We start from the raw sequence: 21,695 nt of genomic DNA, 5'->3' as shown, positions 1-21,695 counted from the left end.
GTACTTACATTATAGAGCCTTTTTGCTGTTACTGCAATAAAAATTTATACTTCATTTTCTGAATCCGGCAGCCTCCGTACTTCCGGCTCCTGCTTAAAACGAATGGTGGCTTTAAACAAATCTCCGTCAAGATAGATTTCAAAGTTCCCTCCCATCAGGCCCGTCAGGCTTTTGGCAATGGAAAGGCCCAGGCCGCTGCCTTCCGTACTTCGGGAAATATCTCCCCGGATAAAACGCTCTGTCAGCTCATCCGCCTGTATGTTCAGGGGATTTTCCGAAATATTTTTGATGGAAAAGGACACTTCCTCCCCGTCTGCTTCCATATCCACATAGACCCGTGTATGTTCCATGGCATATTTTGCCACATTGTTGTAAAGATTTTCCAGAACACGCCAGATTCTTCGTCCATCCGCCATAATTACCACCGGCTCGCTGGGCAGTTTTGTGATTATGGTAAGGTTCCGGGCCTCGAATTTCTCATTGAACTCGCCCCCTGTCTGGTATACCAGCTCCACCAGATTAATCCGCTCCATTTCCAGCCTGATATTTCCGGAGCTGACCTTGGAGGCCTCCACCAGATCTTCGGTCAGCTGTTTCAGACGCTGGGATTTGCTGTCCAGCACCGCAATGTAATTCTGTACCCGCTCATTGGGCAGTTCCTCTCTTTTCAGCAAATCCACATAATTGATAATGGACGTGAGAGGCGTTTTAATATCATGGGAAACATTAGTTATTAAATCTGCCTTTAAGTGTTCGTTCCGCATACTGGCGTCCACTGCATGAAAGAGTCCGTCCCCGACAGCATTGACTGCTTCTGCCAGCCGCCGGTTATCTCCCGTCAGTTCTTCCAGGGCAATTTTGTACTCCAGATCTCCGTCGGAAATGTTCCGGATTCCTTCCAGAACCTTGTTGCGCTGAACGCCTTCCCGGATAATCAGCACGCCTTCCACTGCGCACAGCAGCAGGAAACACAGCGTTCCTCCTGTCAGCAGAGACTGGTCATAAGCATTGGCCAGCATAAGGGAAAAAATCAGAAAACATGCTGCCAGGTGCAGGCCAAACCAGAACAGCATCTTGGCAGAAGATTTTCTGGTTGTAAACATCATTCCGATGCCTTTTGCAAACCAGTGCAGAATGCTGCTGCTCCAGAGAACGCCCGCCCGGATTCTCCGTATAAAGCTAAGATAAAAAATCAGCAGAAAAGCTGTGTTGAAAAATGTCAGCACCCCGAACATAATCAGCAGCCCGGCCATCTGGTCGCTGCCAAATCTTGCAAACACTTCTCCAATCATCACAATGCAGGCAATCCCTTCCAGAACTGCCAGAATATATAAAACTTCCGTGGGTATACGGTCAAACAGATTCAGATATACTTTTCCGCCTTCTTCCCGCCTGCCCGCCGCCATGCTGAGATAAATCAGCGCAATCAGGCACATAACCAGACTGACAACCATCCCCAGAATGCCGAGATATATCCAGGGATGCAGCCGGTTATATTCTGCTTTTGCATCCAGAAAACTGTCCTGATGGGGAAACGACGTATCCACGCTGATAAACAGTACGCTGCCTTTTCCTCCGTACCTGGGCTCCAGCCTGTTGTAAAATATATCCTCCATTCCTTTTACATTGGTTTTCAGACGGATATCATGTTCCTGATAAAAGAGGTATTTTCCCTTTTTTTCTCCGTATTCTTCCAGCTGCATATTGACAGGTTCTGAAATATTCGTGTAAATGACGTCTTCATTTCCCCTGCTGATCAGGTAGCTTACATTGGTGCCGTCTTCCGTCAGATTATACAGATTCAGGCATTTTTTATACTGGTTGACTTCCTCTCCGATATTGTCAAGGGTATATTCCAGTGCGGCATAGGCGCTGCACATCTGCTCCATGGAGTACCTGCCTTTGAGAAAACTGTCCCATATTCCCGTCCCTTCCAGCGGCAGGTAATCCTCATCCGGAAATTCATAACTGATATTCTTCTGCACGTAGGACATATCCATGCTGTTTAAAAGCAGGGCCAGTTCTTCTCCGTCCAGCTCATACAAATCGCCCGTCATAACTTTTCGGATAATCTTATCCATTTTTTCGGAAGTCTCCGAATCCTCTGCCATCTGTTCGGAGGAGGTCTCCGCCACATCCATTTCTGTGGACATACTCTGCCCCTGAAGTTCCCGCATTACCCTGTTCCGGGAAACACTGTCTGTTCCTGCGGCAGACATCTGATTCATTCCTGAAGAGGGTACGCTGTAAGAACCACCGTAATAATGTTCCACATTCTGAATAATCACATCCTGCAGTTCTCTGGTCATTTCTCCCAGACCGGAAACTGTGATTTCCTCACTCAACACGGAGTTGCCGTTTTTATAAATATTCCGTTTCTGGTAAATTTCCCCGTCCACCGTATAAGAAGAGCTGAATTCAAAATCCGATTTGCTGTATCCTCTTGACCATTCGGATAAATCTCCCAGATGATACCGGATTCTGCTCTGCCCTTTTTCTTTTTTCCCTGCAGTCTGCCCTGCCATCTCCCGGCTGTCATAATAACTTTGGATATCCACTTCTTTTTCGCTGTCATAACTTCCGTCTGTTTCGAATTTTCTCCGCAAATCCGTAAAATCCAGAATTTCTTCTGCTGTCTCCTGAAATTTGGAAGAAAAATAGCCGGAAGACTCAAAGGATTTGTCCTTTACCTCTCCCAGATACAGAATATCTTTCTGATACAGCACAGCCAGAATCAGAATAGACAGTACCAGTATCACCGAGAATACCTGCTCTGCTGCAATCGCTGCAATTTTCAGTCCGGCAGAATATCGAATCTTTGTCACTTCACCACCGCTTTCATTTCTATGACGCTATTTTGATTTCTCTATCTTATACCCCACGCCCCAGACTACTTTCAGATATCTGGGTTCCTTGGGATTTATCTCTATTTTTTCTCTGATATGACGTATATGTACCGCCACCGTATTATCTGCCCCGATAGCGTCCTCGTTCCAGATGCTTTCATAAATCTGGTTGATGGAAAATACTTTTCCCTGATTTTTCACCAGCAGCAGCAGAATATTGTATTCGATGGGGGTAAGTTTTACCGGTTCGTCGTCTACGGTTACTTCCTTCAGGTCATCATTAATTACCAGGCCTCCCACCTGATACACCCGTTTACTGCTTTCCGCCGCATTTCCCAGCTGAGTATAGCGCCGGAGCTGGGATTTCACCCGTGCCACCAGTTCCAGGGGATTAAAGGGCTTGGTCACATAGTCGTCCGCACCGATGTTCAGCCCCAGAATCTTGTCCGCATCTTCGGATTTGGCTGACAGAATGATTATGGGAATGCTGCTGTCCTCCCGGATTTTCAATGTGGCCCGTATGCCGTCCAGTCTGGGCATCATTACATCTATAATCAGAAGATGCACTTCGTGCTCTTTCAGTACCTGCAGGGCCTGCTCTCCGTCATAGGCTTTGAGAATACGGTATCCTTCCTGCTGCAGATATATCTCTATGGCATCTACAATTTCTCTGTCGTCATCACAAACCAGAATACTTTTCATTTCATTCGCCTCGCTTTTTTCATCCATTATACCCGCAGGAACGGAAAATGGCAAAATTCTCCGGCTGAACTCACACTTGCCTGTGATATTTGTTTTATTATATCAGCGGATTGTTAAATTACAGTTGGGAATTTTATTAAGATTTTTTGAAATTGGCCGCCGGCATAAGACTGGCAAAATGCCCGGCCGGCTCGTAAATGAGCGGCCTGAACACTTTGAGGGCCGGGACATTCCCCTGACCGGGAATATGATATTTTTCACCGGAAACGCGCCTCCTGCCTGAAAAGTTTTCAGTTCACAGGATTCAGGATTTTCTTCCAAACAGAAAATGGCGTTCCTTTTTTTCCTGAGGGTGCTGTTCTCCCCCTTCTTTTTCTTCTCTCCATTTAAAGTATTCTGCATCCAGATCCACATGTATTTCCGGCAGCAGGGATTCTCCATCCAAATCCCCGGCCGGAGCAGACTCCGGCGTTCCCCCGGTTTCTTCTGCTGCTGCGGCTTTCAGCTCCTTTAACTCTGCCTCTGCCAGAGCCGCAAGACCTGCGCCTGCCTGGGCCAGAATGTCCTCCACGTCTGTTTCCATGACGCTTTCTGACCGGGCTCCGGAAACAGGCTCGGACATATCCTCCACTTCCGGCTCTTTCGTCCGGTTTCGGGCTGCTCTGCGGCGCAGATTCTCCGCAAATTCTTTTCCGGTCACCCGAATCATGCTGTCAGATTCTTCCTTTTTATGTTCCGATTCCTCTGAACCGAAATCATAAGATTTGCCTGTACGCTCAAAATAAGCCTGATTGATTTTAATTTCAGGCTTCACAGCAGAATAGGATTTGCCTTCGTTGGGAATCCGTTTTTCCTTCTTCCCTTCCACCTGATGGCGGTGTTCCTGCTCTGCCTGTTTATTTACTTCCTGAATCAGCTTCACGTATTTGTCCGTATCGGCAAAGTCCCGGAGCTGTCCTGTGAGCTCTAACTGATTGCGCCGCACGCGTTCCCGATGCGCTTCCATCTCCGCATTCATTTTATGGAAAATATTCCGGACTTCGTGGCTGGCGTCATCCATAATATAGCAGATTCGATTAATGGCGTCATCCGTATACATAATCGAGGCCGCATAAATATCATCCGCATGTCTGCTGGCCTTCTGAACAATTTCTTCACCGCGCTTTTCACAGCGGCGCTCTGCCATTTCATGCTTCTGGGATGTGACCTCATACTGGTCCATAGCCTCATAAACTGCCAGATTCAGTTTCTCCAGCAAATCAAAGACCGCCTTTTTTTCCACAATTATTTTCTCACTGTTTTCTCCGTACGGCGGGCTTTCTGAAAACAGCAGATGTATGCTTTTTAAAATATGTTCTAATTTATCCTGTACACTCATCATTCAATTCCCCTGTTCTGACTGATTAATTTTAACAGAATTCCTTTCCCGTTGCAAGAAAATTTCGGCAGCCTTACTTTTTCCATATCTTCTCTAAATTTTATGCACCGGCCGCCGAAACATACCATTGTGGAGCCGGATATCAGCGTCATCTGCGACAGAAACAAACTTACTGACCGGGGCTGCAGCGGCGCGCCGGACTGGGTAATTGAGATTGTCTCCTCCGGCAATTCCAGCCATGATTATGTGCGGAAACTGAATCTCTATGCAGACGCAGGGGTACAGGAGTACTGGATTGTGAATCCCATGGAAGAAACCGTTCTGATTTATCATCTGGAAGAAAGTAAATTTAAAGTACGTTCCTGTACCTTTCAGGACATGCTGGACGTAAACATTTTTGAAGACCTCCGGATTGACTTTTCATCTCTGGATTTGAAGTGACAGGTCGTTCCGTATCCCGTACAAAAGGAAGCATACGTCAGAATCGGAAATCACGCTGTCCGTTGTGGATATTTTTCAGATAATCCTCAACCTTTTCTCTGACTTTCGGATTGGTAATCACATCCAGTTCCTTTTCAATCAGTTTATCTCCGATTACTTTTGTCTCTTCCGCAGCATAATCTTCCAGATATTCTTTCAGGGTCATCAGTGCATTGGGATGGCAGCAGTTCACAATCTGTCCGCTTTTTAATAATGTCATAAACCGGTCTCCGGTTCTGCCTTCCCGGTAACATGCGGTGCAGAAACTGGGCACGTAATTCATTTCCATCAGCCATTTTACCACTTCGTCCAGGGTGCGGTTGTCGCTCACATCAAACTGAGCGGAGTTCTCTTCCTCCGGTTCCGGCTCCGCATAGCCGCCCACGCTTGTTCTGGAACCGCCGCTAATCTGGGAAATCCCCAGGTGGAGCACTTTCTCCCGGCAGGCCTGGCTCTCTCTGGTAGACACAATCATGCCGGTATAGGGCACCGCAATCCGGATACAGGCTACAATTTTGGCAAAAGTCTCATCGGTAATTCCATTGTCAAATGCATCCGGGTCGATATCGTCCGCCCGGCGCAGTCTGGGCACGCTGATGGTATGAGGGCCAACCCCTTTATATGCTTCCAGATGTTCCGCGTGCATCAGGATTCCGGCAAAATCATACCGATAGTTATTCAGGCCGAACAGTACGCCCAGGCCCACGTCGTCAATGCCTCCCTCCATGGCCCGGTCCATGGCTTCCGTATGATAGGCGTAGTCATGTTTCGGCCCGGTGGGGTGGAGTTTTTCATAGGATTCTTTGTGGTAAGTCTCCTGGAACAGAATATAGGTGCCGATACCGGCTTCCTTTAACTTCCGGTAATTTTCCACTGTGGTGGCGGCTATGTTCACATTGACGCGCCGGATGGCGCCGTTTTTATGTTTAATCCCGTAAATGGTATGGATACATTCCAGAATATACTCGATGGGATTGTGCACCGGGTCTTCGCCGGCTTCCAGCGCCAGCCTCTTATGGCCCATGTCCTGCAGCGCGGTAACCTCTTTTATAATTTCTTCCTGAGTCAGTTTCTTCCGGGCAATGTGTTTGTTTTTTGCGTGATAGGGACAGTATTCGCATCCGTTGACACAGTAATTGGACAGATAAAGAGGCGCGAACATTACGATACGGTTTCCGTAAAAATCCTTTTTAATCTGTTCTGCAAGGGCGAATATTTCCTGGTTTTTATCCTCCAGTTCACAGTCCAGAAGCACCATGGCCTCTTTATGGGAAAGGCCTTTGCGCTCCCTGGCCTTTGTGAGTATTTTGTCAATCAGTTCCCGGTCCTCTTTATGTTTTTCTCCGTATGTCAGAGAATCCAGAATTTCCTCATGACTGATAAATTCTTCTGCTTTCGGCGACATGATATGATACATATGTTTCCTCCCTGTTTTTTTATAAATTTTCGGGAAAATCTCCCCGTTCTGTTACAAGTTCATACCCAATCTTTTCCATCCTCCGCCCCAGACATTCTCTGCATTCGGCGGCTTCCTCGCCGGTACAGATTTTGTTGTCATACAGCTCGTATTTTTTCCGCACGGAGACCGGCGACAGATTGGGCATTACCACATTGGCCCCGGCCTGAATCCCTTTTTCCCGGCCCTGGGGGTCTATGGTTCCCAGGGATGTGGTGGCTGGCAGCAGCAGTTTGGGCAGCATAACCCGCAAAAGCCCGGTCAGAAACAGCGTCAGTTCCACTGTTCCCCCCGGCTCCCCGGCAAAGGGCGTTTCGTGATGGGGGACAAAAGGACCGATTCCCACCATATGGGGTTCCAGCTCCCGGATAAACAGCATATCTTCCGCAAGCTGTTCCGGCGTCTGGCCGGGGCTTCCCACCATAAATCCGGTTCCGGTCTGATAGCCGATTTCTTTCAGTTGAAACAGGCATTTCTTCCGGTGTTCCAGAGACAGTTCCGGCGGATGGAGTTTCCGGTAATGGGTATCTTCCGCTGTTTCATGACGGAGAAGATACCGGTCGGCTCCCGCCTGAAACAGCCCCAGACAACTTTCATAAGAACGCTCCCCCAGAGACAGGGTTACGGCGCAGTCCGGCCAGTTCTGTTTCATGGTACGGATAATATCCTCAAGCATTTCCTGGGAGAACCATCCATCCTCTCCTCCCTGGAGCACAAAGGTACGGAATCCCAGCTCATAGCCCTGACGACAGCATTCCAGAATCTGGTCTTTTGTCAGCCGGTATCTCTGAGCATTGCTGTTGCTTCTGCGAATGCCGCAGTAGTAACAGTCGTTTTTACAGTAATTGGTAAACTCAATCAGCCCTCTGGTGTAAACTTTATTGCCATAATATTTCTGCTGCCATTTCCTGGATTTTGCAAAAAGGTATTCTGCTGCTTCGGGGCTGCGGTTTGCAATCAGCCAAATCCATTCTTCTTTTGTGAGATGTGATGTTGCTTCCAGTTTGTCAATCAGTTGTCCGGCCTGTTTCATGGTCCCTCCCTGAAAATATTTCCTGATAAGTAAAAAGCGGACAGGTCCGCTTCAACTCCCTGAATCCCTCATTCTTGAGGGACCTGGGCGCTTTGCCGCGCCATTTGCGGTGCGTCAGAGCATACGCAGTATGCTGAACGTATCGCGTTTAAGCACAATTACGAAGTAATATTTTCCTCCTGTGCGAGTACCATCGCTTCGCTGGGTTGCCAGGTGCCAGTGGCACCTGATCGGCAACGACCGAAACGGAGTGTAGAAGACCCTGCGCATATTATTTTTTATCTTACATGAAGACACTTTCACGCTTTAGCGTGACAAGGTCTTTCCTGTAAGATGAAAAAAGTGTCCCATCTGAGCAAATCTGCAGAACATTAAAATTGATTATTCTGTGATTTTCCCCGATGGGACAGCACTGCCTTCCCGGCCCGGCTTTCGCCTGGCCAAAAAGAATCCTGTGATATGGAAATTCTGTAATATCTTCCTTTTGCTTTGCTGTACCGTCCCCTTCAGGCGCTCCTTGTGGTCTGGTCTGCTTTTATCTTCTTTTATTGCAGGAAAATGATTCCTTTTACTTTACAGGGGTTTCCGGTCAGAATTTCTTTCCGGTCACCTGTTTTTCCTATGGTAGCATGGTTTTGTGAAATTTTCAACAGGATAAATATAAATAATTTTCGTTTTTCACTGCAGCCCGTTCCGCTTCCTTCTCCGTTTTTTCACACTTCTGACTATCAGAATAATCAGCAGAATCAGTAAAATGAAAACCCCTGCTCCAATACAGAAAACTGCAACTGCAATTTTATTGGGATTGCTTATAACGGCCCCGATGCTGCTGTCATCTCTGATTATCTTACGGTTCTGAGTAGTACTGTAATATTCCGGTATTTCAGAATCTCCGCCCTTTTTTTCAAAGGAGTTCAGATATTCGGCCACACAGGCCCAGGCCTTCAGTTCCTGTCCGTCAATATACACAATATATTCTTCCATCTTATCCATGGGAATCTCATTGCCCTGAGCGTCCTTTGGCACAATAGAAAGAATTCCGTGGGACTGGTCTGTCACTGCTCCCAGCATCTGTCCGCTGTAAAGATCCGCTACCATCCGGTACAGTTTATCGTCCTCCAGTTCCTGCACCTTTCCGGACATGTCCTGCAGCTCTGTTTCCGTCACTCTGTTCATCATCATCCGGCTGGGATTGATGGTATAGGTAAGACCGCTGCTGTACAGCTGGGCTGTGGACATAATGGGGGAAATGGAAGCGTCCACTTCCGCCATGGTTTTCAGTTCCTCTCCTGTCAGATATGCGCTGATCAGAGGGTAACCCGGTACCCCGTCCGGCCCGATTCCCAGCGAAAGCACCTGAAATGCATCTGACACCGTGATATCTTTATCTTTGTAAAACGTATCGCGGATACAGCCGCTGGGAACCACTGCAATCTCTGCCGGATTTTCATCGCCTGTATCATGGCTGTTGACCACATACAGGTAAGCGTCTGTCAGAAGATTTCCCAGGGTTTCTTCCTGCAGCTTTTCACCCAGACCATTCATTTTTGTAAATTCCCAGGGATTGTGCACCAGTATCTGATCTCTGGTAAATCCAAACCTGGACAGATATTCAGAATCAATGGTAAGGCCCAGTTCCTCCACTTTCTTTCCCGCGTCCGCATGTTCCTTATAAGTTTCATCCATCAGGGTAAGCTGGTAGTCTTTAAGGCTCCAGCGGCCGTCTTCTGTCTGAACCATGCGCAGAGAACCCACGCGGGCGCCGTATTCTCCGGTGGATACAATGGCCGTATCCCCATGGATGATGGGCTCCTTAAGAATACTGTGGGTATGGCCGCTGATAATCAAATCCAGTTCCGGTACGCCTTTTGCCAGAAGTTCATCCTCTGATTTCTTCTCGTCCTCCCAGGTACCGCTGTGAGAAACGCATACAATCATATCCACATCTTCCTGGCTCTGAATCTCCTCCACCGTTTCCTTTACCGCTTCCACCGGATCACGGAATGTCAGTGCGCAGGTAGGCGCGCAGGCCAGAGCGTCCTTGCCGAATACGCCTGTTATGGCGATTTTGACGCCGCCTTTTTCTACTACAATATATGATTTGATTCCATAATCTTCAAAGGCTTCCTGCAACACGGCACCGTCTTCCGCCTGTTCTCCGGCCAGTGTGGCTTCCCAGTCAACGTTGCAGACCACCAGAGGCGGTACCCTGTCACCGCTTGCTTTTGCCTGACGGAGCATATCTGCAAGACCCTGGCTGCGGTAGTCAAACTCATGATTTCCCAGGGTGGTGGCGTCAGCCCCCAGATACCCCAGCATCCGCAGTTCCGCTGCCTGTGTGGTATACACGGTCTGATACAGGGTTCCCATGGAAAAATCCCCGCCATCCAGATACAGCAGATTTTCTTTTTCCTGCCGCTGTTCTTCCAGATAACTCATGATTCTGGCGGCACCTCCCACATCCTGTCCTTCTCCGTCTTCCTCCAGATAAAAGGGTTCCAGATGGGAATGGAGATCATGGGTAAACACCACATTGATTTCTTTTGGTTCTTCTGCCAATACACTCACTCCTGACGCTGCAATCCCAATCAGGGACAGCAGCAGTATATGCCTTATTTTTCTAATTATCCTCATAAACCTGTTTCTCCGCAATCCTTGAATTTGCAACAGTTCAGCCATAGCCTGCGTTTGCGAATGGCGCGGGCTTTACTGTTACTTAAATTTCTATCAGCTCATATTCCCGGCTGCCGATACCGATTTTTTCTCCGTGTTCCACACAGGATTTCCAGTTGGTATCCGGATGTGTGATATGGAAATGATCGTGGTTCTCATCATGGTCATGTTCTCTGTTCTCATGGAGAATGCTGCCGGCAATCACAGGCTGCCGGTTGCAGGCATCCGCACAGGCCACATCCAGCGCCACCGGGTCAAAGGAAGCAAACATCCCCACATCGGGAATAATGGGAATATCATTCTCCGCATGGCAGTCGCAGTTGGGGGATACGTCGCACACAATGGAAATATGGAAATGGGGACGTCCCTGGAGTACCGCTTTGCTGTATTCCGCCATTTTGCAGTTCAGCACGTCGTTGGATTTTCCAAAGCTGGGCTCAATGGCGTCTTTGGGGCAGACGCCGATACACCGACCGCAGCCCGCACATTTCTCGTGGTCGATACAGGCCTTTTTATCTGTAACGGTAACTCCCTGATGGGCGCAGACTCTGGTACACATGCCGCAGCCCACACAGTTTTCCTGATTTACATATGGCTTGCCCTCGCTGTGCATTTCCATTTTTCCCGCTCTGGAGCCGCAGCCCATACCGATATTTTTCAGGGCTCCGCCAAAGCCTGTCATTTCATGGCCTTTGAAATGATTCAGGGAAATAAAAACGTCGGCGTCCATGACCGCCCGCCCGATTTTAGCCTCTTTTATGTATTCTCCGTCTACAGGTACCAGAACTTCGTCCGTTCCTTTCAGACCGTCTCCGATAATCACATGGCAGCCTGTGGAAAAGGGGGTAAATCCGTTCTCATATGCAGTGTCCAGATGATCCAGTGCATTTTTCCGGCTTCCCACATACAGGGTATTGCAGTCTGTCAGAAATACTTTTCCGCCCAGCTCCTTTACCACGTCCGCTACGGCTCTGGCATAATTGGGACGCAGGAAAGCCAGGTTGCCCAGTTCTCCGAAATGTATCTTAATGGCTGCATATTTATCGGTAAAATCAATGTCTTTGATACCCGCTGTCAGAATCAGACGTTTTAATTTGTCCGGAATGTTTTCTGTAAATGAGGTTTTAAAGGTTGTAAAATATACTTTTGATTTTTCCATATGAAATTCTCCTTCTCTCATAATAATATTCGCTGACTGCTCCGATACCCGGCGTTTCCACGGGGTATATCCTATTCTACATCACTTGCAGTTTTTTTTCAATTTCTTCATAATTTCTTTCGAATTCTTTATGTTTCTTTTAGAAATTGTCCACAATTTGCACACATTTATATTCTATACTCAGTATATCAAATGAAGTTGATAGCTCAGACAGGCGCGCACCGTTATCAGCTTCGACAAACAACAATATAACTTCCATATACAGAAAGTTATCTTACATATATCGGTGCCACCGCCCAAGATGTGGCACCCCATGAAACATTTCATAAATTTACTCCCCCAAAAAGCGTTGCCTTTTGGCAACGCTTTCCTTCCGTCCATTTTCAGGGAACCGTTCATCTGCAGAAATCAGTCATGTTCCTGATATGTGATATTCCCGTCAATCAGCACATATTCTATATTTGTATCCGATACCATGGGATTGCCGTCTGCAATTACAATATCTCCGTCCTTACCGGCTTCCAGAGAACCCGTCCTGTCATCCACGCCGATATGTTTTGCCGCATTGATTGTGATTGCCTGCAAAGCGTCAAATTCATCCATTCCGGATTTCACTGCAAGGCCTGCGCAAAGGGCCAGATACTGCTGGGGAATCACCGGGGAATCGGTGATAATGGACACCTGACAGCCTGCTCTGGCCAGATCTCCCGGCGTCTCGAAACTCTTATTTTTCAATTCAAATTTGCTGGCATGGGTCAGTGTGGGGCCTACTGCCACAGGATATCCTTCTTTTGCCAGGTCTTCCGCAATCAGAGAACCGTCCGTGCAATGGTCAATGGTAAGGCCCACCTGAAATTCTTTTGCAATACGGATAGCGGTATAAATATCATTTGCCTGGTGGGCATGGGCTTTCAGAGGCAGTTCCCCTTTCAGAACAGGAATCAGCGCTTCCAGTTTGGCGTCCCAGGCAGGCTGTTTCAGTACATCATCTCCCGCCGCCTCTTTTCTTTTCATATATTCTCCGGTTTTTTCCAGCATAATCCGCAATATGGAAGCAGTGGTCATCCGCGAATAAATATCCTTGTCCTTGTAACAGCGTTTGGGATTCTCCCCGAATGCGCATTTCATGGCTGCTTTTTCTTTTATTACCATATCGTCAATTCGTTTTCCTGTGGTTTTGTATACCGTAAAGGTTCCTCCCAGCACGTTGGAACTTCCCGGCCCTGAAGCCACGCAGGTTACGCCGCCTTCCATTGCAAGGCGGATACTTTCATCCTGGGGATTCAGCCCGTCCACTGCGGAGAGCTGAGGGGTAACGGAATCTGTCATTTCATTATAATCCGCACCTTCAAATCCAATGGCATAGCCGTCCAGCCCCAGATGGCAGTGGGCCTCCACAAAACCAGGATATACCTCAAGGCCTGACGCATCCAGCACCTGGATATCCTGAAATTCTTCTTTTTCCAGTGCGGGCTCAATTCTGGTGATTTTCCCCTTTTCCACCAGAATATCCGCCACATATGGTTCTCTGTGAATCCCATCGTGAACAGTTCCCTGTTTTATTAATATGGTATGTTTCATGTTGCATTCCTCCTGAAGGGTTTTTACATATTATTGTATCACAATTACCATGCAGTACACGTCTTTTGCACTCAGGTTTCTTCCGTACATATTATACCACAATTGTCACCCAATACGCATTTTTTTGTACTCAGGTTAAATCCCTTATTATTGATACAGACCCATCAGCTTTTCTGCCTGTATATCCAGACTTTCCCCATAATCCGGCACACACGCAAGAACCGGGACTTTTCCGCGGCGTTCTATGACTCTGCGGTTGTCCTGCTCCATTGCATTCTCCGGGTGGAAATGGTTCAAAATCACACCTTTTGCCTCAATCTTTCTCATTTTCAGGTATTCCAGGGTCAGTATGGTATGGTTAATGGTGCCCAGACCTGCGTCTGCAACTACCAGACAGGGAAGCCGAAGTTCCCTGATAATATCCTCCAGCCACAGTTCATTTCCTGCCTCCTGACGCAACGGACACAGAATCCCTCCGCTGCCCTCCATGGTAATGTAGTCGTATTCCCGGCACAATGCTTCATACCTCCGGCATACCACGGAGCGTTCCATCGGATTTCCTTCCTGAACAGCTGCCAGGTGCGGAGAAACCGCCTGCTCGTAAATATAGGGAACCATGGATTCCAGTGGCTGGGCAATCCCGGAAACAGTTTTTACCCAGTCTGCATCTCCGGGTATAAGCCTTCCCTGGCTGTCTCGCTCATTTCCGCTGACCGCTGCTTTATAATATGCCCCTTTCACACCTGCTTCCTGCAAAATTTTTACCAGCAGGGCAGTAATGTAAGTCTTTCCCACATCCGTACCTGTTCCGGTTATAAAGATTCCCCTGCTCATACCTTTGCCACCTGATAGCCCAGTTCTTTCAGCATTTCCATATCCTTTTGGATGGTGATTCCCGCTGTGGTCAGCATATCACCCGTAATAGCCGCATTTGCGCCGGACCGGAAACATTCCCTTCCCTGGTCAGCCATCAGTCCTCTGCCTCCCGCCAGGCGGATAAATGATTCCGGCAGAATAAAACGGAACACCGCCACAATCCGGCACATATCATCTTCCGTAAGCCGGGGATTTTTTTCATACGGAGTGCCCGGAATGGGATTCAGCATATTGACCGGAATGGAATTTACCCCCAGATTCCGCAGAGCCAGTGCCAGGTCAATACGGTCTTCCATGGTTTCTCCCAGCCCCATAATACCACCGCTGCAGACACTCAGTCCGGCCGCTCCTGCAGCTTCCAGCGCCTGAATCTTATCCTGCCAGGTGTGGGTGGTACAGACTTCCGGAAAATATTTTTCGGAAGCCTCCAGATTATTATGTACCCGTTCTGCTCCGGCTGCTTTAATTTTTCGGAAATCTGCTTCTTCCAGCAGTCCGAAAGACACGCAGACTGAAATGTCCGCTGATTTTTTTATCTGCCGGATACTCTCGCAAATCTGTTCCACTTCTTCACTGCTCAGTTTTTTTCCGGATGTAACAATGGAATATCTGGGTACGCCTCGCCGGCTGTTGTACTCTGCCTGTTTTACCAGTTCCTCCGTGCCAAGCAGAGGATAGCTCTCCGCATGGGTCTGGTAAAAAGAAGACTGTGCGCAATATTTGCAGTTTTCAGAACATTTTCCACTCTTTCCATTGATAATTGTACATAAATCGAAATCGTTTCCGCAAAAAGCCCGGCGGATTTCATCGGCTCCTTCGCACAATTCTTCCAGGGGCTGCTCTGCCAGAAACAGGGCTTCCTTTTTATAAATCTGATATCCCTTCAAAACTTTTTCTTTCAGAATTCCAAGTCTGTTCTCCATAATTCTCCTCCGCTTTACTGTCAGAAATCTCTGTTCCGGATTTTACTCTGCCAGAGTACCCAGAATACTCCGGGAAGCCGGTACAAGACGGACAGCCAGTCCTGCTGCCAGAAAACAGAGCACCATATCTCCCGGCATGTCCAGAGGGAAACAGTCCGCCAGCACCATGGCAAAAGCTGTTTTCTCCCCCACATAGTAATTCAGCATCATATATTTGTATACCAGTCCGATTGCATATGTAACCACGAAACCTCCAAAGGCTGCAATTAAATACTTTCCATATCCCCGAATTCCGGATTTTTCCACAATCAGCCCCACCAGAAAAGCCGCCAGGATAAATCCCATCAGATAGCCGAAACTGGGCCGGAAAATATAGGCGATTCCGCCTCCTGCTGCAAAAATCGGCAGACCGCACAGCCCCAGCAGTACATATACGCCTACGCTGACTGCCCCCATTTTATACCCCAGTATCATTCCCGCCAGCAATACAAATAAAAACTGCAGGGTAAAATAGTCCATTCCCGGTACCGGAACCTGAATAAAAGCCCCTGCCGCTACCAGTGCTGTGAACATACCCCCGCAGACAATTTCTTTCACTGTTAATTTTTTTCCCATAATTTCCTCCTGTGCATTCTTCTTTTTCTCTTTCTGAGACAACTATACACAGGATTTTTTCAATTGTCAACTATTTTATTTTGTTGGTTTACATTTGTGGTGGCCATTTCCGTGATGGTCTTTTCCGCTATGGTGGCTGCCGCCTTCATGGCCGCAGCCTGATTCCATCTCTGTCAGTTCTTCTTCTCCCACCGCTTCCTGTCTGCCGTTTTCATATTGAGCCAGGAGGCGTCCAAGCTGGCACATGGGAATCGACTGGCATTCTTCCGCTGTCAGTTCTGAATTATACCGGGAGAGAAGCTGATACATCTGATATTTTCCCAGAGACATGTCATTCTCATGGGCAGACCTCACCGTGTCCATATCGGCGCTCCGGCACATACCGTGGTAATGGGTGGTTACTTCGCTGTTTTCCAGACCGGAAAGAAGCTCCTCTGCTTTTGATGAGGCTACCGTAACCGTCAGTTCCGCATCTCCCGTAAGATACTTCTGCATGGCCCTGCTTCCTACCAGCATCTCCACCGCCTCCAGATAATCCTTTCCCTCCAGTTCCAGATGTTCCAGAACAACCGCCCCTTCTTCATTCCGGCTTTCCGCAGCAGTCACACGATTTCTGCGGTTCAGTGTCAGTTCCACGGAAGGATTTACATCCACGCTCACATAAGATACCGGCATTTCCTGAAAATACCAGTTCCCGATTCCGACGCAGAGCAGCAAAAGGGCACAGGCCGAAACCAACGGTGCCAGGCTGACCCGGATAGAGCCTTTTACGGTTTTCCGCCTGTTCTGATTCAGATATTCTGATACGGACTGTTTCATCTGCTCTGTTGCACGTACCTGTCCAAACGCTTCCCGAATCTCGTCATGCACTGCCGCCACCTCCTAACTTCTGTTTCAGAATTTCCCGTCCCCGCGATAAAAGAGAATATATGGTATTTTCTTTTTTATGCAGCATAGTTCCTATTTCCCTGGCAGTATACCCTTCATAATAATGGAGATAAATTACGTCCTTGTATTTTGCCGGAAGCGCAAGCACTGTCTCCAGTATCTCCATCTGCTCCGGCTTCACACTGGCAGCTTCCTCTGCAAGCACTTCCAGCGGCACCGTCCCATGGCGAAACAGCTTTCTTTTCAAATCTTTACAGGCATTGAGTGTCACCCGAATCAGCCATGCTTTTTCATGTTCGGAATTTTCAAAGACCGCAGAATGGAGGACATACTTCAAAAATACCTCCTGAAGCACATCCTCCGTATCCTCATAGTTATTCAGATGTAAAAGGCAAATTCTCCGTATCATATCGGCGTACGTCTCTATTGCCTGTTCGACCTCCTGTTCGCCACGCATAAAGTATCCCCTTTGTTCTTCTTACCAGTGATGTCCTCCATGGTGTCCGTCGCCATGGTGTCCGCCGCCATTTCCATTGCCGCCGTTACCGTTCCAGTTGTCACAGATTCCGTCTCCGTTGGTATCAACATAATTGCCGCAGTGTCCGCTGCCGTTATGAGTACAGTAATCGCAGATTCCGTCTCCGTTGGCATCCGTATAATTGCCGCAGGCTCCGTTATGGGCGCAGTGGTCGCAGTATCCATCCCCATTGGCGTCCACATAGTAAGGACAGACAGCCGCTGTTGTACCGGCATCCGGATTCTCTGTTACATCTGCCGGCGCTTCCGTATCCGGAACATCGCTGTCATTGTTTTCATTTTCAGCAGGCGGTACATCGCTGCTGTCTTCCGGTTCATCTGCCGGCGCCACCACGGGCAGTATCACATCTTCCGGTTCAGTTACCTCTTCGCCTTTTTCATTGATTGTCTGAACAGCCTGTTTCAGCATATCTTCCGCTCCGGACTGTCTTACTTCCGCCTTCTGCTCCACCTGTTCCTTTTTCAGCGGTGCTTCCTGATTCTGCATACTGAACGCTGCTGCCGGAATGGTAATCCCAAGAACCGCGGCACAGGCTAATCCTGCAATCAATGCTTTCTTACGGTTTTTCATAATATGACCTCCTGATTTTCTCTGAATCATTATCATTTTTTATTTTCTACTTATAATACGATACGTTTTGGAAAATTCTTGCATCTCCGCAAAATAATTTTTTATTTTTATTATAACATAATCCGGACTGTTTTTCAGTAACATTTCAGTCCGGGCTTCCCTGTTACGTTTTTCATCTGAAAAAATAACAGGTATGGAATCTTTGCATTTTCTATGGTATAATGTTGATATTATATTGCCCCGTGCATAAACTGCACAGCAGCCGTGGCAGATTCATAGTTACTGCTCACACCGGAAGGAACGGAACAGTAACAATTCACAAACAGAAAGTGTAGAGAACAGCAATATGAGCGAAAACAAAGATTATCCTGTAACAAATTCAAATCAGAACAGAATAACAGATTCCGCCCGAAACCGGCAGAAGATTGCAGAACTGGAGCAGCGTATTGCCGAGCTGGAAAAATCTCTGCAGGAAGCAGAGGAGACCAACAGAGCAAAAAGTATTTTCCTGTCCAATATGTCTCACGATATCCGCACTCCCATGAATGCAATTATCGGAATGACCTCCATCGGACTGTCCCATATTGATGAAAAAACGAGAGTGCAGGACTGCCTTCTCAAAATCAAAACGTCCTCCACTCACCTGATGAGTCTGGTCAATGATGTGCTGGATATGTCCCGTATTGACAGCGGCCGGCTTTCCTTAAATGAAGAAGAATTTTCTCTGGCGGATCTGGTTCACGACATTGCCGTCATTGTACGTCCCCAGGCAGCCCAGAAGAATCAGAACCTCCAGATAGAAATCGGTCTGATTCAGGAAGAAAATCTCATCGGAGATCCCCTTCATCTGCGGCAGATTCTGGTTAATATTATCGGAAATGCCGTAAAGTACACTCAAAAAGAAGGAGAAATTCTGATTCAGTTCCGGCAGCGGCCCGCAGAGCCGGATTCCACCGGACGCAGGCAGGTATGGTTTGACTTTGTCTGCAAAGACAACGGAATGGGCATGAGTCAGGAATTTCTGGAGAAAATCTTTCTTCCTTTTGAAAGGGTAACCAACGCCGCCACCAGCAAAATCGAAGGAACCGGCCTTGGCATGTCTATTGTGAAAAATCTGGTAGACCGTATGGACGGACAGATTCGGGTGGAAAGCCAGGAAGGGAAAGGCAGTACGTTCCATGTAACCCTTCCGTTTACGGTGGCTCTCCAGAATCGGGAAGAACTGAATCTCCCGGCAGGGCAGCAAATCCTGGTGGCAGAAAACATGGAAAGCAGGCTGCCCCCGATTCTGGAATACCTGAAAGACGGAGGACTGGTGCCGGTTCATATGAAGCGCGGCGTGGATGTGGTTACATGGCTGACAGAGGAGCAGTATGAAAACCGTATGCCCTGTGCCATGCTGCTGGGACAGGAACTGGACGACATGCCGGTTCTGGAACTGGCCTCCCATGTACGCCATCTGGCAGGACAGGATTTTCCGATTCTTCTGGTATCGGAATCAGACTGGGCCCAGATGGAATATCAGGCCACCCGTGCAGGAATCAATGCTTTCGTTCCATGCCCGCTCTTTAAAAGCAGGCTGCTGGAGACCATTTCCGGTCTGACAAACCGGGAAGATATGGAAGAAGACCCCTACGCCAGCCCTGACATGGATTACAGCCAGTACCGTATTCTGCTGGTAGAGGATGTGGAGCTGAATCAGGAAATTGCGGTGGAAATTTTCTCCCTCATCGGCGTTCAGACAGAGGTGGCCGACAACGGCGCCCAGGCTGTGGAAAAATTTGCAGCTTCTCCGGAAGGCTATTATGACGTTATCTTCATGGATATTCAGATGCCCGTTCTGAACGGCTATGAAGCTACCAGAAAAATCAGGCAGCTTTCCAGAAAGGACGCGGAAAGTGTCTGGATTGTGGCCATGACTGCAAATGCCTTTGTGGAAGATATCCGTCTGTCGCGGGAAGCCGGAATGAACGAACACTGTTCCAAACCCGTAGATCCGGAACGTCTGCAGGAAATTTTACGCAACCGACTGAAACATAAATAGCGGTCAGGACGTCCGAAGCACTGCTTTGATGCCCTGATCAGATAACAGAAAAGAGTAGAAGGATTATGCAGCCATATCAGGAAGAATATATTGCCAGTTTAAAAGATATTTCTGCCCTCAGAACCCGTAAAAATCCGGGAAACCTCTCTTTTGACGAATATCTGGAGGAAGTCCTCCGGGACCGTATGCGGGCAGAGCAGAAAATAAAGCGTAATATGGAATTGCTGCGGGGAGAACTTTTCCCGGTTCTGGATCATATACATAACGCCGGTGAAGATAAACTGCAGGAGCTGCAGGACTTTGCAGACGCACTTTTATCCGGAAATAACAAAGACGCGCTGGATGCAGGGCTTTTCTGCCAGATTCACAAAGCGCTGCTTACCCTTGCCCGGCTGACCAGAGACCGAAATGCCATGATTCGGGAATTATACTGGCTGGGTATGGCCCACAACAACCAGTGCAACAAGCTGGTGGGACTTGACCTTTCCATCACGGAAAAATATACTTCTCAGATGCGGCTCTGTTTTACAGAAGCAGCCGCTTACCTGAAATATTATGATGAAATTGACGATACGGAGACACGGGGCTATATTCTGCGTTCCCGTGCGAATATGTCCCTGGGGAAATTTAAGTCTGCCAGTGAAAAAATCCGTATGATAAAGCGTACTCTGGAGATTCTGCAGGATAAGGAATACCAGAAAAAGGCTCCGGATCTCCCCTGGGATAAATACATTTACCTGACCCATCAGCAGATGGCGGCCAGCATTTCCCACAGCAGGGAAGCCACCATGACTTCCGAGGACGTGACCGATATTATGGAATCTGTCTATATTGTCCATGAGCGGAGGTTTCAGGAGGCTGCTTCCCGGAATGAACCCCCTCCCATCCGGCCACGTTTCGCCTATTATGCCATAGAATATTACTGCGGGCTGAACACTCTGGACGGCCTTTTGAATAAAATGGAACTTTTAATGGATAAAACAGATTTGACTGATTTTTCCACAGACAGCATGTATGGCATCATTTCTCTGCCTGCTTTTTACTGTCAGTATTTAACTGATTATCCGGAACGGATTCCAAAACGGACGGAATATCTCGAAAGCCTTTATCACCGGATTTTAAAGTATGTGGATTCTGTTCCGGAGGACTTTCAGAATGAGGCCCTGTTCCTCTATCTCCGTCAGCTTTCCGCCACCTTTCTGGAAACCGGAAACAGTATATCCTATAAAGATTTTCTGATGAAAATTCTGATGCGTTTTGCACCGGAAATCTTTGTTCATTCCTGGATTGTGGGTAAAGGCGCGGTTACCCTCTGCGGGATAATTCTGGAAGAAGAACCGGAGTTTTTCGACGATATTGACATGTTCCGGGAAATTTCTGACTCGGAAGAAAAGAAACAGCGCATTCTGAATTATGCCATGGAAGCCGGTATGCTGCATGATGTGGGCAAAGTGAACTTCATCAATCTGTATTCCCAGGCAGGACGCCAGTGGTTTGAAGAAGAATATGAAATGGCTCACCTTCACACGCTGGCGGGGGAGGCAGCCCTGTCTGCCAGGGAATCTACCCGGCCTTATGCAGCCATTGCTCACGGACATCATTCCTGGTACGACTGTACTCATGGATATCCGGATTCCTATCACCGGCTGGAATGCCAGTACCGTCAGATGACAGATATTATCGGCCTGATTGACTGGCTCCATGACGTTACGGATATGCAGTGTCTGTATATGGGATTTGACAAGACTTTTGACGAAGCCGTTGAGACAGCTCTTGGGCTGGAGGGCAAGCGGTTCTCTCCCCTTCTGACTGCCCGGCTGAGAGAGGAAAAAATTGCCGGACAGATTGAACGTTCTTTTTCCGAAGGACGCCGGGAGGCCTGGAAGCAGATTTATGACGGAATGAAACAGTAAAAAAACAGGGGCCGCAGCCC

General features: G+C 48.0%; 17 protein-coding genes. 3 read left to right on the top strand and 14 right to left on the bottom strand.

Annotation, left to right across the window (positions count from 1 at the left end; genetic code table 11):
• Positions 1-44: 44 nt before the first annotated feature.
• The 3 genes from VSQ32_17980 to VSQ32_17970 all read right to left on the bottom strand — a co-directional run bounded on the left by VSQ32_17980 (position 45) and on the right by VSQ32_17970 (position 4,929).
• Positions 45-2,825 (bottom strand): MFS domain-containing histidine kinase, encoded by a 2,781-nt coding sequence (locus VSQ32_17980; protein MEH2944678.1) that lies wholly within the window; start codon positions 2,823-2,825, stop codon positions 45-47.
• 27 nt (positions 2,826-2,852) lie between these two features.
• Positions 2,853-3,548 carry a response regulator transcription factor gene (locus tag VSQ32_17975; GenBank protein ID MEH2944677.1) on the bottom strand — a complete coding sequence of 232 codons (696 nt, stop codon included), beginning with the start codon at positions 3,546-3,548 and terminating at the stop codon, positions 2,853-2,855.
• A 304-nt stretch (positions 3,549-3,852) separates the two neighbouring features.
• Positions 3,853-4,929, bottom strand: coding sequence for a hypothetical protein (locus tag VSQ32_17970; protein ID MEH2944676.1), 1,077 nt, complete (start codon positions 4,927-4,929; stop codon positions 3,853-3,855).
• Positions 4,930-4,977: 48 nt separating this feature from the next.
• Here VSQ32_17970 and VSQ32_17965 point away from each other — a divergent pair, with 48 nt between their 5' ends.
• The gene (locus VSQ32_17965; protein ID MEH2944675.1) at positions 4,978-5,367 is read left to right on the top strand and encodes a Uma2 family endonuclease; all 390 of its coding nucleotides are present in this window, start codon (positions 4,978-4,980) and stop codon (positions 5,365-5,367) included.
• Between the two features lie 37 nt (positions 5,368-5,404).
• Here VSQ32_17965 and hydG read toward each other — a convergent pair whose 3' ends face one another.
• The 11 genes from hydG to VSQ32_17910 form a co-directional block, all read right to left on the bottom strand.
• Positions 5,405-6,823: a [FeFe] hydrogenase H-cluster radical SAM maturase HydG gene (gene hydG, locus VSQ32_17960; GenBank protein MEH2944674.1), complete on the bottom strand. Its 1,419-nt coding sequence runs from the start codon at positions 6,821-6,823 to the stop codon at positions 5,405-5,407.
• Positions 6,824-6,842: 19 nt separating this feature from the next.
• Positions 6,843-7,895 (bottom strand): [FeFe] hydrogenase H-cluster radical SAM maturase HydE, encoded by a 1,053-nt coding sequence (gene hydE / locus VSQ32_17955; protein ID MEH2944673.1) that lies wholly within the window; start codon positions 7,893-7,895, stop codon positions 6,843-6,845.
• 678 nt (positions 7,896-8,573) lie between these two features.
• The gene (locus VSQ32_17950) at positions 8,574-10,529 is read right to left on the bottom strand and encodes a bifunctional UDP-sugar hydrolase/5'-nucleotidase (protein ID MEH2944672.1); all 1,956 of its coding nucleotides are present in this window, start codon (positions 10,527-10,529) and stop codon (positions 8,574-8,576) included.
• Between the two features lie 82 nt (positions 10,530-10,611).
• Positions 10,612-11,727, bottom strand: coding sequence for a DUF362 domain-containing protein (locus VSQ32_17945; protein MEH2944671.1), 1,116 nt, complete (start codon positions 11,725-11,727; stop codon positions 10,612-10,614).
• A 408-nt stretch (positions 11,728-12,135) separates the two neighbouring features.
• A complete protein-coding gene (locus tag VSQ32_17940) occupies positions 12,136-13,308 on the bottom strand; it encodes an amidohydrolase (protein ID MEH2944670.1) in 1,173 nt (390 codons plus the stop codon).
• 147 nt (positions 13,309-13,455) lie between these two features.
• Positions 13,456-14,142: a dethiobiotin synthase gene (gene bioD / locus VSQ32_17935; GenBank protein ID MEH2944669.1), complete on the bottom strand. Its 687-nt coding sequence runs from the start codon at positions 14,140-14,142 to the stop codon at positions 13,456-13,458.
• Positions 14,139-15,107, bottom strand: coding sequence for a biotin synthase BioB (gene bioB / locus VSQ32_17930; GenBank protein MEH2944668.1), 969 nt, complete (start codon positions 15,105-15,107; stop codon positions 14,139-14,141). The genes bioD and bioB overlap by 4 nt, the downstream gene beginning before the upstream one ends.
• 42 nt (positions 15,108-15,149) lie before the next feature.
• The gene (locus VSQ32_17925) at positions 15,150-15,722 is read right to left on the bottom strand and encodes a biotin transporter BioY (GenBank protein ID MEH2944667.1); all 573 of its coding nucleotides are present in this window, start codon (positions 15,720-15,722) and stop codon (positions 15,150-15,152) included.
• 75 nt (positions 15,723-15,797) lie between these two features.
• Positions 15,798-16,592, bottom strand: a complete 795-nt coding sequence (locus VSQ32_17920; GenBank protein MEH2944666.1) for a hypothetical protein — start codon at positions 16,590-16,592, stop codon at positions 15,798-15,800.
• Positions 16,585-17,067 (bottom strand): RNA polymerase sigma factor, encoded by a 483-nt coding sequence (locus VSQ32_17915; protein ID MEH2944665.1) that lies wholly within the window; start codon positions 17,065-17,067, stop codon positions 16,585-16,587. The genes VSQ32_17920 and VSQ32_17915 overlap by 8 nt, the downstream gene beginning before the upstream one ends.
• A gap of 21 nt (positions 17,068-17,088) precedes the next feature.
• Positions 17,089-17,718 carry a hypothetical protein gene (locus VSQ32_17910; GenBank protein MEH2944664.1) on the bottom strand — a complete coding sequence of 210 codons (630 nt, stop codon included), beginning with the start codon at positions 17,716-17,718 and terminating at the stop codon, positions 17,089-17,091.
• 346 nt (positions 17,719-18,064) lie between these two features.
• On the opposite strand from VSQ32_17910, the gene VSQ32_17905 reads away from it, so the two are divergent.
• Positions 18,065-19,762: an ATP-binding protein gene (locus VSQ32_17905; protein ID MEH2944663.1), complete on the top strand. Its 1,698-nt coding sequence runs from the start codon at positions 18,065-18,067 to the stop codon at positions 19,760-19,762.
• A gap of 65 nt (positions 19,763-19,827) precedes the next feature.
• Positions 19,828-21,675 carry a hypothetical protein gene (locus VSQ32_17900; protein MEH2944662.1) on the top strand — a complete coding sequence of 616 codons (1,848 nt, stop codon included), beginning with the start codon at positions 19,828-19,830 and terminating at the stop codon, positions 21,673-21,675.
• Positions 21,676-21,695 lie beyond the last annotated feature (20 nt).

The organism is Lachnospiraceae bacterium JLR.KK002, assembly GCA_036941025.1.
Lineage (GTDB): Bacteria > Bacillota > Clostridia > Lachnospirales > Lachnospiraceae > Petralouisia.
This window is presented reverse-complemented; position numbering and strand designations above follow the sequence as displayed.